The sequence below is a fragment of the Pseudomonas sp. PvP009 genome (genome assembly GCF_017832995.1).
GTDB classification, from domain to species: domain Bacteria; phylum Pseudomonadota; class Gammaproteobacteria; order Pseudomonadales; family Pseudomonadaceae; genus Aquipseudomonas; species Aquipseudomonas syringae.
On the sequence record NZ_JAFIBG010000001.1, the window covers coordinates 2,896,225 to 2,910,638 of the forward strand.

General features: G+C 59.9%; 8 protein-coding genes. 3 read left to right on the forward strand and 5 right to left on the reverse strand.

Annotated elements, in window-relative coordinates; translation table 11 throughout:
• Window positions 1–29: 29 nt before the first annotated feature.
• On the reverse strand, window positions 30–1,163 hold the full coding sequence (locus JOE29_RS12305; RefSeq protein ID WP_210079552.1) for a lactonase family protein: 1,134 nt from the start codon (window positions 1,161–1,163) through the stop codon (window positions 30–32).
• A gap of 163 nt (window positions 1,164–1,326) precedes the next feature.
• Between JOE29_RS12305 and JOE29_RS12310 the strand changes: the two genes are divergently transcribed.
• Window positions 1,327–2,511 carry an MFS transporter gene (locus tag JOE29_RS12310; RefSeq protein ID WP_170963872.1) on the forward strand — a complete coding sequence of 395 codons (1,185 nt, stop codon included), beginning with the start codon at window positions 1,327–1,329 and terminating at the stop codon, window positions 2,509–2,511.
• A gap of 260 nt (window positions 2,512–2,771) precedes the next feature.
• A complete protein-coding gene (locus JOE29_RS12315) occupies window positions 2,772–5,504 on the forward strand; it encodes an autotransporter outer membrane beta-barrel domain-containing protein (protein ID WP_210079553.1) in 2,733 nt (910 codons plus the stop codon).
• Between the two features lie 30 nt (window positions 5,505–5,534).
• Here the strand turns inward: JOE29_RS12315 and glgB are convergent, their stop codons facing one another.
• Genes glgB through JOE29_RS12330 form a run of 3 tightly spaced genes read right to left on the reverse strand, consistent with a single transcriptional unit; the run spans window position 5,535 to window position 13,121 of the window.
• Entirely contained in the window at window positions 5,535–7,760 is a 2,226-nt protein-coding gene (gene glgB, locus JOE29_RS12320) for a 1,4-alpha-glucan branching protein GlgB (RefSeq protein WP_210079554.1), read from the reverse strand.
• Entirely contained in the window at window positions 7,757–11,083 is a 3,327-nt protein-coding gene (gene treS, locus JOE29_RS12325; RefSeq protein ID WP_057406703.1) for a maltose alpha-D-glucosyltransferase, read from the reverse strand. The genes glgB and treS overlap by 4 nt, the downstream gene beginning before the upstream one ends.
• Window positions 11,084–11,102: 19 nt before the next feature.
• Complete coding sequence (locus JOE29_RS12330; protein WP_016568091.1) at window positions 11,103–13,121, reverse strand: alpha-1,4-glucan--maltose-1-phosphate maltosyltransferase; 2,019 nt, start codon at window positions 13,119–13,121, stop codon at window positions 11,103–11,105.
• A 294-nt stretch (window positions 13,122–13,415) separates the two neighbouring features.
• Here JOE29_RS12330 and JOE29_RS12335 point away from each other — a divergent pair, with 294 nt between their 5' ends.
• Complete coding sequence (locus JOE29_RS12335) at window positions 13,416–13,574, forward strand: hypothetical protein (RefSeq protein WP_074954226.1); 159 nt, start codon at window positions 13,416–13,418, stop codon at window positions 13,572–13,574.
• A gap of 48 nt (window positions 13,575–13,622) precedes the next feature.
• Here the strand turns inward: JOE29_RS12335 and JOE29_RS12340 are convergent, their stop codons facing one another.
• Window positions 13,623–14,369: an SDR family oxidoreductase gene (locus tag JOE29_RS12340; RefSeq protein ID WP_024693568.1), complete on the reverse strand. Its 747-nt coding sequence runs from the start codon at window positions 14,367–14,369 to the stop codon at window positions 13,623–13,625.
• Between the last annotated feature and the right edge of the window lie 45 nt (window positions 14,370–14,414).

The following is a 14,414-nucleotide window of genomic DNA, read 5'->3' on the forward strand; positions in this document are numbered from 1 at the left end:
TATGACAGGGCTTTTTAGTTTCAACGCGCCTATTCGCTTGGCTGGCTGAGCATTTCAATCCACAGCGCACCCTTGCCCGAGGGCGCTTCGCTGACCCGTTGCAAGGCACCCTTCTCGCCTATGGCGTAACTGCCCACCTTGTCGCTTTTCTCGCCACTCACCAGCAACCAGCGCCCATTGGGTGAAACAGCGATGTTGCGCGGCTGCTTTTCCTGAACGGGGTAATTTTCAACGAACGCCACCTTGCCATTGGTGGGCTCAACCTTGAACACCGACACGCTGCTGCTGGTGCGCTCACTGATGAACAGCCATTTGCCGTTCGGCGCGATACGAATATCCGCAGCCCAGATGCGTGGCGTAGGGTCATCCTTGAGATCGTTGTTGCGCGCATCGCGAGCCTGTCCCGGCGCCAGGTTCAAGCGTTTGGGAATACCGTCTGCCTGACTGGTCTGCTTCAACGCACCGGCTTTCTGATTGATCGCGAAGGCCGTGACGGTGCCACTCATTTCGCCGACGACATACAGAAACTTGCCGTCGGACGAAAAGGCCAGGTGGCGCGGGCCGGTATTCTCGGGAACGGCGACATAGCCCTCGCCGATGGGGACAAGCTTGCCATCCTTGGGCTCCAGGCGGTATTGCAGCACACGATCGACTCCCAGGTTACCGGCGTACACAAACCGGTTGCTCGGATCGGTGCGCACCGAATGTGCGTGCATGCCGGTCTTGTAAGTCTGAATGCTGTCGCTCGGGCGGTGCTGCGCATCGATGGGCTGGACGCTGAGCAAGTCGGCGCCATATGACGCACCAAACAGAAAGCGTCCGCTACGATCGGTAGACAGGTACGCCAGACTCTCGGCCAGCGGCGCCTGGCTCAGCGGTTTGAGGTGTCCGGTGCCAGGCTCGATGCTGAAACTCAGCACTTGATACGGCTTGGCGCGCAACGCCGCAAATAACGCTTTGCCATCAGGCGTGATGGCCATTGGATTGACCTGATCACCCGCTCTGGTTTGCTCGACCAGGCTGAGCGCCCCGCTCTTTTCATCCAGACGGTATTGAGAAATCAGCCCATCGGTGGGGCTGGAAATGTAAGCGAAGGTGGTCGCCTGGGCACTCAGGCCTAATGAACAACCGACTGCAGCGGCCAGCAACAGAATATTTTTCATGACGAACCTTTTTATTATTGTGATGTGATCAGTCATCCTATGACCATATCCTCACAACGGCAACTGTCTGATAAGCAGCCGCATAATACCGTTAGCCTGCTTTCATTTATCCAAGACGCACGCCATGATGAGGCACTCCCACCGCCCGCCAGCGAAGAGCCCAATGCCTGCCGCACACCCCGGACCCATGACGATCACCCTGCAGATCGTCTCCATCGTTTTCTACACGTTCATCGCCTTCCTGTGCATCGGCCTGCCTATCGCGGTATTACCCGGCTATGTTCATGACCAGTTGGGTTTCAGCCCGCTGATTGCCGGTCTGGCCATCGCCTCGCAGTACCTCGCCACCCTGCTCAGCCGACCTTTCGCCGGCCGTGCCACAGATACCCTGGGCAGCAAGCGCTCTATCGTGTTCGGGCTCTGGGGCATCGTCATCAGTGGCAGCATGACCTTGCTGGCCACACTGCTGCACGACTTTGCCACTCTGAGCCTGTCAATTCTCATCGTCGCGCGGCTGTTCCTTGGCGTCGCTCAGGGGCTTATCGGGGTTGGCACCATCAGTTGGTGCATCGGCAAAATCGGCCCGGAGCACACTGCACGCTCAATCTCGTGGAATGGCATCGCGTCCTATGGAGCGATCGCCATTGGTGCACCGCTGGGCGTAGTGGTCATCGATGGCATTGGCTTCAACAGCTTGGGTATTGCCATGATGGTAATGGCCGGGCTGGCACTGAGGCTGATTCGCGACAAGCCGTCGGTGCCCATCATTGTCGGTGAGCGCCTGCCCTACTGGTCGGTGTTTGGCCGGATCGCACCCTACGGTCTGGGGCTGACCCTATCGTCGATCGGCTATGGCACGCTGACCACCTTCATCACCCTGTTCTACCTGGATCGTGGCTGGGAAGGCGCGGCCTATTGCCTGAGCATGTTCGGTGTGTGCTTTATCCTCGCCCGCCTGCTGTTCATCGGCGCGATCAATCGGCTGGGCGGCTATAACGCGGCCATCCTGTGCATGGCGGTAGAAATCTGTGGGCTGTTGATGCTCTGGCTTTCTCCGAGCAGCGGCGTCGCCCTTGCAGGGGCCGGACTGACCGGCGTGGGGCTGTCGCTGGTCTACCCGGCGCTCGGCGTAGAAGCGATCAAGAGCGTGCCCACCCCTAGCCGCGGCGCCGGCCTGAGCGCCTACGCAGTGTTCTTCGACCTGGCACTGGCAATCGCAGGGCCGGCAATGGGCGCAATTGCCTTGGGCCAGGGCTATGACTGGATATTTTTCTATGCAGCCCTGCTATCGGTGTGCGCGCTGGCCCTGACAATCTGGTTGTCGCGGCGCGCCGCTCAAGCGCAATGATCGGCCGCAACAGTACCTTTGCGGCATAAGATTTTCGCTTGTAGTTCCAATAGTTAGTAGATAAAGCTTAAATCCAGCCGTTGGTCGGTCAACTTCTTGACGCATTCAGCAACGACTTCTTGACTTGATAGTGCGAGCCTCGAAACAGGCTTGCAAAGTGTTCGTCGCGCACTTGGGTGAGACGCCGCTTTGCGTAGCAGTCTGGCGCCTCGATTCCTCTCGATTGCCTCCCTGCTGCCAGCCTGGACGGGAGTGCTGTCATGAAAATCCGTTGTGTCCATTTTTATCAGACCTGCAACGTGCTGCCGGTGGTGATACTGGCAATTATCCCTTCCTGGGCCGAAGGCGCCTGCAGCCTTTCCTCCTTGCCATCTTCGGGTACTCAGGTCTGTGACGGCGGTGGCAGCGGGCCGTTTAGCGCGCTCAGCGGCGACCACGTGCTGATCTTCCCGCTGGGCGGAACGGGCACCGTGTCCGGCAATGTCCTGTTCGGTCCGGGAATGGACAGCGTGGACATGCAGTCGGGGCGCATTCTGGGCAACGTAATCCAAGGGGCGGGGATTGACCGCTTCACCCTCTCTGCGGGTGAGGTCAGCGGCGATCTGAACCAAGGCGATGATCCCGACGACTTTGTCATGAGCGGCGGCACGCTGGGCGCTCTGGCCCAGGGTGATGGGCGGGATACCTTCCTCATGACCGGCGGCACCCTCACCCGCGCGTTCGAGGATGGCGACGTTGCAGTGATGACCGGTGGCAGCATCGGTCGCGTGGACATGAAGCTGGACAACAATGTATTCGAGATGTCCGGTGGCACCATCATCAATAATCTGGTCACCGGCTTTGGCCGGGACACGATTACCTTGTCGGGCGGCATTGTTGGCGGCAATGTCAGCGTCAGTGGCGGTGACGACCTGGTCACCCTCAGTGGCGGCGAGATTCGTGGCGAAGTTCGCACCAGCGTTGGCAATGACAATTTCAACTGGCTGAACGGCGGTTACGCACGCAGCAACGTGTTGATGGCCGATGGCAATGATACGGCGCGCCTTTACAACCTGAGCGAATACTACCTGAGCGCCAACCCGCTGCTCGACGGCGGCCCGGGCAACGACCTGTTGACCTTCGATAACACCGTATCATCACAGCCGGGTCGCTATGCCAACTGGGAAACGGTCAACGTGAGCAACGGCTCGCAGCTGAATCTGGCCGGCACGCTGGTACTCGGCGACAGCGTGAGTGACACCGGCGTTCTGAACATCGATTCCGCCAGTACGCTGACCTCGACCTCGGGCAGCATTGCGCCGTTCAGCGCCGGTTCCCTTGCCTCACTAGAGAATGCCGGAACGCTGGACGTCAGCGATGCAGGCCGTTCGCTCACTGGCATATTGACGGTGACCGGCAATTACACCGGCCAGAACGGGCGACTGCTGTTGCTATCGGCACTGGGCGATGATGCATCCGCCAGCGACCGACTGGTCGTGGCACAGGGTCGAATCAGCGGTTCTACCCGCATGATCGTCAGCAACTCGGGTGGGCTGGGCGCCCTGACCCGCGGCAATGGCATCGAAGTGGTACAAGCCATCAACGGAGCAACCAGCGAAAGCAGTGCCTTTTCGTTGCAAAACCCGCTGTCTGCAGGTGCTTATCAGTATTACCTGTTCAAGGGCGGCGCGACTGCCGGCTCTGAGAACAGCTGGTTCCTGCGCTCCGCGGTGATTGCCCCGCCAACGCCAGCTCCTGCTCCTGCTCCTGCCGAGCCCACCCCAGAACCTGCGCAGCCGACTCCACTGCCAACACCTGTTCCTGTTCCTGTTCCTGTTCCTGTTCCTGTTCCCGAGCCTACACCTACACCTACACCTCAGCCTGAGCCTGCTCCCGAACCTGCACCCACACCACAACCTGTACCTGACCCTCCCCCAAACCCTGCACCCGAGCCCGAGCCGAACAGCCCACCCCCTGTCACGCCAGCTGTCACGCTGCCAGTCCCCGCGATAGGAACCCCGCCACTGCCTGAACCCGTTCGCGGAGCCGCGCCCATCGCGCTGTACCGGCCCGAGGTCGCCAACTACTCCGTGGTGGCTCCCGCCGCTGCGATCCTGGCCCTGAGCTCACTGGGCACCTTTCATGAACGTCAGGGGGATCAAGCCCTGCTAACGCAAAACGGCACGACGCCAGCGGGTTGGGCGCGCGTGTTCGGCAGCGACTTCAGGCAACGCTGGTCGGGAGACGTGAGCCCTGGCCTGGACGCTTCATTCAAGGGTTATCAGATAGGCCATGACCTGTATGTTTGGCAACAGGACAGCGGGCAGACTCAGCGCGTCGGCCTGTTCGTCGCGCATAACCGTCTGGACGGCAAGGTGAAGGGCTTTGCAGAAGGTTTCAGCGACTACCGGACAGGGCATCTGAAACTGCAGGGCGAGAGCCTGGGCGCCTACTGGACGCTGACCACACCGAATGGCGGATACGTCGACGCAGTGGCGATGCGCACACGCCTGGATGGCCGCAGCCGCTCTGTCAGGGGCATCGGTGTCGACACTGAAGGCCACGTCATGAGCCTGTCTGTCGAGACAGGTTATCCGCTGCCGCTGTCACAGCGCTGGGTTGCAGAGCCCCAGTTACAGATCATCTACCAACGCGTAGACCTGCAGGATCAGGATGACGGCATTGCCCATCTCGGGTTCGACAGTCAGGCTTACACCACAGGGCGCATCGGCGTGCGTTTCAAGGGACACTATCAAGTGAGCAGCGTACCGATAGAGCCTTATCTGCGCGCCAACCTCTGGCACACCAAAGACGGCCATGACACGCTGACCTTCGATCACGCAGAGCAGATAAGAACCGCGCATCGGTCAACGACGGGCAGTATTGGCGCAGGGATGGTAGCGACATTGAGCAGCAACGCCAGCCTGCACTGGAGCGCTGATTACCTGGGCGATCTGGGCGAGCATGGAGCGGAGGGAGTGAACACCAGCCTGGGGTTCAGGCTGGTGTGGTAACGCGACCGTCAGCGCGGGGACGCGACTTGGTCAGTCTTTCTTCGGTTTGAGGATGAGCACCGCGAGTGGTGGCAGATTCAGCACCAGCGAATCCTCCATCCCATGCGCCGGCTCGGCTTCAGTCATGACCTCGCCACCATTGCCAAAGTTGGAGCCTGCATAGGTTTCCGCGTCACTGTTCAGCAACTCCGTCCAGGCACCTCGCATCGGTGCGCCAAGGCGGTAGTCCATGCGCGGCACTGGAGTCATGTTGGCGACCACCAGCAGCGGCTCGCCGTCGTAACTCCAGCGCAGGTACGCAAACACGCTGTTGGCACTGTCATCGCCGACCAGCCACTGGAAGCCGGCAGGGTCTGCATCGCGCTCGTGAAGCGCTTTTTCCTCTCGATAGAGGCGGTTCAGATCGCCGACCAGGTTCTTCACGCCCACGTGCTCGGCATATTGCATCAAGTACCAGTCCAGCTCCCTGTCGTGATTCCACTCGCGCCATTGGCCGAATTCGCAGCCCATGAACAGCAGCTTCTTGCCGGGGTGCGTCCACATGAATGACAGATAGGCGCGCAGGTTGGCGAATTTCTGCCAGCGGTCACCCGGCATCTTGTCGATCAGCGAATGTTTGCCGTGTACCACTTCGTCGTGGGAAATAGGCAGTACAAAACGCTCGGACCACGCATACACCAGGCTGAAGGTCAGCATGCCATGGTGATGCCCACGGTTGATCGGGTCCTCTTCCATGTAATGCAGCGAGTCATGCATCCAGCCCATGTTCCACTTGTAATTGAAGCCAAGCCCACCCTGCTGGGTCGGCTCGCTGACACCCGGCCAGGCGGTCGACTCTTCGGCAATCACCATGGTCCCAGGGGCTTCCAGTGCAACCACGTCGTTCAAATGACGCAGGAAGTCGATGGCCTCGAGGTTTTCGCGGCCGCCGAAGCGATTCGTCACCCATTCGCCTGCATTACGCGAATAGTCGCGGTACAGCATCGACGCCACCGCATCCACGCGCAGACCGTCGATGTGGTAATGCTTGAGCCAGTGCAGTGCCGAGGCCAGCATGAAGCCATGAACCTCGGTGCGTCCCAGGTTGTAGATCAGGGTGTTCCAGTCCTGATGGAAGCCCTCCTTGGGGTCGGCGTACTCGTACAGGCAAGTACCGTCGAACTGCGCCAGACCATGAGTATCGGTCGGGAAATGCGCCGGAACCCAGTCAAGAATGACGCCGATTTCAGCGCGGTGACAGGCGTCGACGAAGAAGGCGAAATCTTCCGGCGAACCGTAACGGGCAGTGGGCGCGAACTGGGCCAGCAGTTGATAGCCCCATGAACCACCGAACGGGTGCTCCATGATCGGCATCAGCTCGATGTGCGTGAAGCCAAGTTCCTTGACGTAAGGAATCAGTCGATCAGCCAGTTCACGCCAGTTGTACTGCCGCCATTGATTGTCGTCGACCTGCTCCATTTGCCAGGAGCCGGCGTGCAACTCGTAGATTGATAACGGTGCAGTGACTTCGTGACGGTCTGCCCTTGATTGCAGCCACTCATGGTCACTCCACTCGAACTGCAACGGCGCAGAGATCTTCGACGCGGTATCAGGCGGTAGTGTGGTGGCCAGGGCCATCGGGTCGCTTTTCAGCGGCAGAATCCCGTGAGCACCGAGAATCTCGTACTTGTAGACCTCACCGGGCTGCAGACGCGGGACGAAAATCTCCCATACCCCGGTCGGGTGGCGCATGCGCATCGGATGGCGACGGCCATCCCAACTGTTGAAGCTGCCAACCACCGAAACACGACGCGCATTGGGCGCCCAGACCGCAAAACGCACACCGTCCACGCCATCGACGCTGGTGACCTGCGCGCCCAGACAGCTGCTCAGGTCGCGATGATTACCCTCGGCAAACAGGTAGAGGTCCATCTCGCCCAGCAGCGGGCCAAAGCTGTAGGGGTCCTCGGTGATCTGTTCACCGCCGGCCCAGTTGATTTTCAGCAGGTAAGGCTGCGGATGCTCGAGGTGGCCGACGAAAAACCCCGGCACTTCGCTCATTTCCATCTCGCCCAGTTCGCGACCGTCATCCCTGGCCAGCAGGCGGACACTCAAGGCTGCGGGCAGATAGGCGCGGACGTACTGCCCGCTGCCGCCATCGCCATGCGGGCCGAGGATAGAGAACGGGTCACGGTGTTCAGCACGGATCAGCGCGTCGAGGTCCACAGCAGCGGGAATCGCGCGGTGGCGCGTGCCGGCTTTATCAGGCGCATTCATATTGACTCTCCATCAGACGATTGCAGCAGTCCACGCAAGCCTTGCAAGGGAACGGCCAGCCAGGCTGGACGGTTCTCGGCTTCGTAGATCACTTCATAAGCAGCTTTTTCAAGGGTGAACAGCTCGAGTGCAGCGTCCTCCCCCTTCGCATCTTTCCAGGCATGGGCAATGCCGGTGGTCGCCGAGCGATAACCCTCGATAAAGGTTTCCCGCGCTTGCGCCAGGTAGGTATCGGCCACACGTTTGCGCGCATCGGCCGCCTCGGGCGACGTGTCGACGCTTTGCGCACTGCGTACAGCCATCGCCGCAGCGTAGTCGAAGGAGCGCAGGACACCGCTGACATCCTTGAACGGGCTGTGCTTGGCACGGCGCTCTTCAAGTGCGCGGGCCGGCTCACCCTCGAAATCGATCAGGTAGGCATCACCTTTGACCACCAGCACTTGCCCCAGATGCAGATCGCCATGCACACGAATGCGTAGGCCACCGGCGGAGCGCTTGGCCAGGCCTTCGACGCGCTGACGGATCTGCTTGCGCTGCGCGAGCAAGTCCTTGACCAGTTGCTGATCGTCCTTCTCCAGTTCGCCCATGCGCTGTTCCAGCAATTGCAAGGCGCGCTCGAGCTGAGCGTTGATGCTGGCCCCGGAGGCCTTACTGTCCTGGCTGCTGGTGACCTCAACGGCAAAATCCGCATTGTCAGTGGGCGACGCGAGGATCTGATGCATCTCACCCAGGCGCTGACCAAGACTGCGCGAGAAGTCCGCGAGTTCGAGCAATGCGTTGTAATGCTGTTCCTGGCCGGAAACACCATGTGCCAGCTCGTCGCGTACCGCACGCTCGAGATTGTTCTGGGTCCACTCCCACGCATCGCCCTGATTGCTCAAATACCCTTGGGCGATCATCAGTAGATTGGGCTGACCGTCATTGCCGACGCGTACCAGAGAGCCCAGCAGCGGTGAAATGTTCTTGAAGCCGGCCTGGGTAAGGAACGCGCCCATTTCCAGCTCGGGATGTGTCCCGGCGCTGACTTTGCGAATCAGCTTGAGCACCAGGCTGCTGCCCACCACTACCGAACTGTTCGATTGCTCGGCAGACAGGTAGCGCACTTCCGACTCGGCGTTCAGGCCGAGGGGCGCCAGCTGTGAGCTTTGCTCGAAACGCAACTCGCCGTCGGCACAGGGTATGACCGTATCCGACTGCATGCCCTGAATCACGGCACGGATGAAGGTTTCCAGGGTGAATGCATCCGTGATCAACCCGACATCGCGGTTGCGACGTACTCGGGCCAGTGCCAGCTGCTGCGGCAATGCACTGCTGATATCGTCTTCGGCCAGCAAGCCGAACGGCAGTTGATAGCGATCGGTCTGCCCGCCGGCAGTGACTTCTATCTCGCTGAGCAGTACCGGATGCGCTTCATCGCCGAAGCGCACGGCGTAGGCAATGCTGACCTTCTCGATTGCCTTGTCCTTGCCCGCGAACCAGCGCCGTTTAGGCAGGTAAACCGCCAGCGAAGTCTTTTCCATGGTGCTGCGCAGTGGCTCTTCGAGCAACTCTTCCAGACGCTTCTTGAGCACCAGAGTCGGGAAGTCCGGCATGCTCTGCGCGGGTTCAACGTGCCAACTGGGCATTTGATTCTCCGAAGCCAGTAAAAACCAGTAAAAGCCGTACGGCGGCAGCGTCAGCAGGTAGCTTAACTGGCCGATAGGCGGGAATGCGCTGCCGCCGAGCATTTCCACCGGCACCGTGCCTGCATACGCAGACAACTCAAGCTCTGCAGCCTGGGCGGCGCTGGAAACGTTGGCGACACACAACACCACTTCACTGTGTCCGTCAGGTGCTGTGTATTCGCGGGTATAAGCAAGAATGCGGCGGTTCGACGGCGAGAGCATTTTCAGCGTGCCACGCCCGAAGGCCTTCTGCTGTTTGCGCACGGCGAGCATGCGCCGGTTCCAGTTGAGCAGCGAATGCGGGTCACGTTCCTGGATTTCGACGTTGACCGACTGAAAGCCATACATCGGGTCCATGATCGGTGGCAACACCAGACTGGCCGGATCGGCGCGCGAAAAACCGCCGTTGCGGTCGATGGACCACTGCATGGGCGTGCGCACACCGTCCCGGTCGCCCAGGTAGATGTTATCGCCCATGCCGATCTCGTCGCCGTAATACAGCGTCGGTGTGCCGGGCATCGACAACAGCATGCTGTTGAGCAGCTCGACCCTGCGACGATCGCGATCCACCAATGGCGCCAGCCGCCGACGGATGCCCAGGTTGATCCGTGCGCGGCGGTCGGCCGCGTAGTAATTCCACAAATAGTCACGCTCACGATCGGTGACCATTTCCAGGGTCAGCTCATCGTGGTTGCGCAGGAAAATCGCCCATTGGCAGTTTTCCGGGATTTCCGGCGTCTGCCGCAAAATATCGGTGATCGGAAAACGATCTTCCTGGGCCAGCGCCATGTACATGCGTGGCATCAATGGAAAGTGAAAAGCCATATGACATTCATCGCCATCCGGGCCTTTGCTGTCGCCAAAATACAGCTGGGTGTCTTCCGGCCATTGATTGGCCTCGGCCAGCAGCATCCGGTCCGGGTAGTTCGCGTCGATCTCGGCACGAATGCGCTTGAGCACCTGATGGGTTTCCGGCAGGTTCTCGTTGTTGGTACCGTCCCGCTCGATGAGGTACGGGATGGCATCCAGACGCAAACCGTCGATGCCCAGATCCAGCCAGAAGCGCATGACTTCCAGAACCGCATCCAGCACGTGCGGATTGTCGAAATTCAGGTCCGGCTGGTGGGAGTAGAAACGGTGCCAGAAGTACTGGCCGGCAACCGGGTCCCAGGTCCAGTTGGACGTTTCGGTATCGAGAAAGATGATCCGCGTACCGTCATACTTCTGATCAGTGTCCGACCACACATAGAAATCCCGCGCCTTGGAACCGGGCTTGGCATTGCGGGCCTTCTGAAACCACGGATGCTGGTCGGAAGTGTGGTTGATAACCAGCTCGCTGATCACTCGCAGGCCGCGCTTGTGTGCCTGGGCGATGAAACGCTTGGCGTCGGCCATGGTGCCGTAGTCGCTGTGCACGTCGCGGTATTCGGAAATGTCGTAGCCATCGTCCCGGCGCGGCGACGGATAGAACGGCAACAACCAGATGGTGTTGACGCCCAGCGCAGCAATGTAGTCGAGCTTTTCGATCAAGCCTGCGAAATCGCCGATTCCGTCGTTATTGGAATCAAAGAACGATTTCACGTGAACCTGATAAATCACCGCATCCTTGTACCAGAGCGGGTCTTTGATAAATGTCGCGTCACCGGGCTTTTTGGCCATTATTGACTCCTCGGGAGTGTTATTGCGCGGCCTGGATACGCCAGATTCCAAACGGTTGAGCTGGATCGAGACGCGTGTGCTGGTACTTGCCGTACCAGGTCCAGCGGTGACCGGTCATCAGGTCTTCACCCGACGTAGCGGCGTCATCTGGCAGGCCCATTTCCCACAGCGGCAACTCGAAATCCGCTTCCTGTGCGTTGTATGGGTCGAGGTTGATGGCAACCAGAATGAAGTTGCTGCCGTCCGCCGAACGCTTGCCGAAATACAGGATGTTGTCGTTCCACGCGTTGTACAGCTTCAGACCCAGGTGCGTTTGCAGCGCAGGGTTCTGCCGACGAATGCGGTTGAGTTGAGCGATTTCGGCAATGATGTTGCCCGGTGCCGCGTAATCGCGAACCCGAATCTCGTACTTCTCCGAGTCCAGATACTCTTCCTTGCCGGGAATCGGTGCCGCTTCGCAGAGTTCGAACCCCGAATACATACCCCACAGCCCGGACCCCATAGTGGCCAGTGCCGCCCGGATCAGAAAGCCGGGACGCCCGGACTCGTGCAGGAAGCGCGGGTTGATGTCAGGCGTGTTGACAAAGAAATTCGGACGATAACAGTCGCGCCAAGGGACTTCATTGAGCTGGGTGAAATACTCGGACAGTTCCGCCTTGGTGTTGCGCCAGGTGAAATAGGTGTAACTCTGGCTGTAACCGACCTTGCCCAGCCGCGCCATCATTGCCGGCTTGGTAAAGGCTTCGGCCAGGAACATTACCTCAGGGTGCTGACTGCGCACTTCGCCGATCATCCACTGCCAGAACGGCAGCGGTTTGGTGTGCGGGTTGTCGACGCGGAAGATTTTCACGCCTTCGTTGACCCAGCCCAGAACGATGTCGCGCAACTCCGTCCACAGGCCGGGGATGGCGTCTGGCGCGTAGAAGTCGACGTTGACGATGTCCTGATACTTTTTCGGCGGGTTTTCCGCATAACGGATCGTGCCGTCCGGACGCCACGAGAACCAGCCCGGATGCTGCTTGAGCCACGGGTGATCCTGGGAACACTGGATGGCGAAATCCAGCGCGATTTCCAGGCCATGGTCGGCTGCAGCTTTCACAAGGTTACGGAAATCTTCACGACTGCCCAGCTGTGGGTGAATGGCTTCATGGCCCCCATCCTCGCTGCCGATTGCATAAGGGCTGCCCGGATCATCGGGGCCTGCGGTCAGGGAGTTGTTCGGGCCCTTGCGGTGGGCGCGGCCGATAGGATGAATCGGCGGAAAATACAGCACGTCAAAGCCCATGTCGCGAATGGTCGGCAGACGCGAATGCACATCGTTGAACGTACCGTGGCGCGCCGGATCGTCGGTCATCGAACGGGGAAACAGCTCGTACCAGCTGGCAAACTGTGCCAGCTCACGCTCGACGTCCAGCGGGAACTCGACGCTGCGGCTGAGGAAGGCCTGATTGTCGGCCAGCTTCATCAGGCTGGCGGTTTCGCTGTGCAACAGCAGCGCGACTTTCTCGTCTTTATCGCCCTGTTCAAGCTGGCCCAGCAGGCTTTCGATCTGCTGACGCTGCTCGTTCTGGCTGCGCTCGGCGGCGTGCACCAGATGAATGCGGCCCTCTTCCAGCTCCAGATCGACAGGAACGCCGGCGCCGAACTTCTTCTCCAGCTCATAACGATAGCTGCCGAACTGATCAATCCAGGCTTCCAGGCGAAACACATGGCGGCTGACCGAGGTCGGGGTGAATTCACCGACCCAGCTGTCATTGCCCAGCTCGCGCATTGGCGCGCTGTGCCAATGTTCTTCATCGGCAGCACGCCAGCGGATATTGACCGCCATCTTGTCGTGCCCATCGGCATAGACCTTGCTGGTCACGGTAACCGGTTGCCCGATGATCGCCTTGGCCGCGAACAGACCACCGTCGATCACCGGCAACGTGTCTTCAATCACGATGCGGGGTAATTGCAGCGCCTGGGTCAGTGATAGCGGAAGGGTTGCTTGCGGGACATCGGTGGCCAGGGAATCCGGACCGTATGGCTGTTCATTCATCGAGCATCACTCCTCACGCCCCAGGGACGCTCCTGTGCATTCCATGCAATGGAAAAATTGACGGTATGGCAGCGTACGATCGCACTGTGCTGGCGACTCGTCTATTTCCGCTGCCTAGGTTCCGAGCGGTCAACGAGGGTAAAGTTCAAAGGTTTTGAGGATGTTTGCTGGTCGTGCGCAGAGATAAAGCAGTCATCGAGCGGATCAACGGGGCGACTGTGGCGGGAAGTAAATCAATTGAATCATCGGCCACGCCGGGCGGTCGTAAACAGGGTCGACAAGGAGGCAGCAACCATGACCTTACCCAACCCGGTAGAAGTACCCGATCCAAACATCGATGACCCCGCCCTGCCCAAGCCAGTGCCCGAACAGGAGCCGCCGCCATCCACACCGCCACCCAATGAGAAGCCAGTCGGCGACCCGCCCGCCAATGCGCCACCGGTTACGGTGTGACGACTCAGTAAGCGGGATCTGAAGGCGTCTGCCCGACCATGGACGCCTTCAGCGCCCTCCCGCCACATCGATGAACGTTCCCGTGGCGTAGGACGCATTGTCCGACAGCAACCAGAGAATGGCTTCGGCCACTTCCTCGGCCGTACCGCCACGGCCCATGGGCAAAGCACCCTCAAGCTTGCTGACGCGAAACGGATCGCCGCTCAAGGCGTGAAAGTCGGTGAAGATGAAACCCGGACGTACCGCATTGACGCGCACGTTTTCCGCCGCGACTTCCTTGGACAGCCCGATGGTAAAGGTGTCCAGCGCACCTTTCGATGCCGCATAGTCGACGTATTCGCCTGCCGAGCCCAGACGTGCGGCGAGCGACGATACGTTGACGATGCTGCCGCCGTGCCCTCCGTGCGCCGGCAACATGCGTAGCAAAGCGTGTTTGCTGCACAGCATCGGGCCAACGACGTTGTTCATCATCATCTTCAACAGGCGAAACTCCGACATGTCCTCGACTCTCGAAGCCTGCGCCAGGGTGCCCGCGTTATTGACCAAATGGGTGACACGACCGAGTTCGGAGTCGACCCTGGCAAACAGCCGCATGATCTCGTCCTCATTGCTGACGTCGGCCTGCACGGTGATCGCCTTGGCGCCCATCGCTCTCACCTGGCCTGCGGTCTTTTCGGCAGCGGTATGATCCGACAGGTAGTTGATGCAGATCCGATAACCCTGTGAGGCAGCCAGACGCGCTGTGGCAGCGCCGATCCCGCGCGAACCACCGGTGATAATGAGGACTTTTTCCATGGAGTGTCTCGTTTTTTCAAAGGCCGACATCAGGACCCAGTCAAC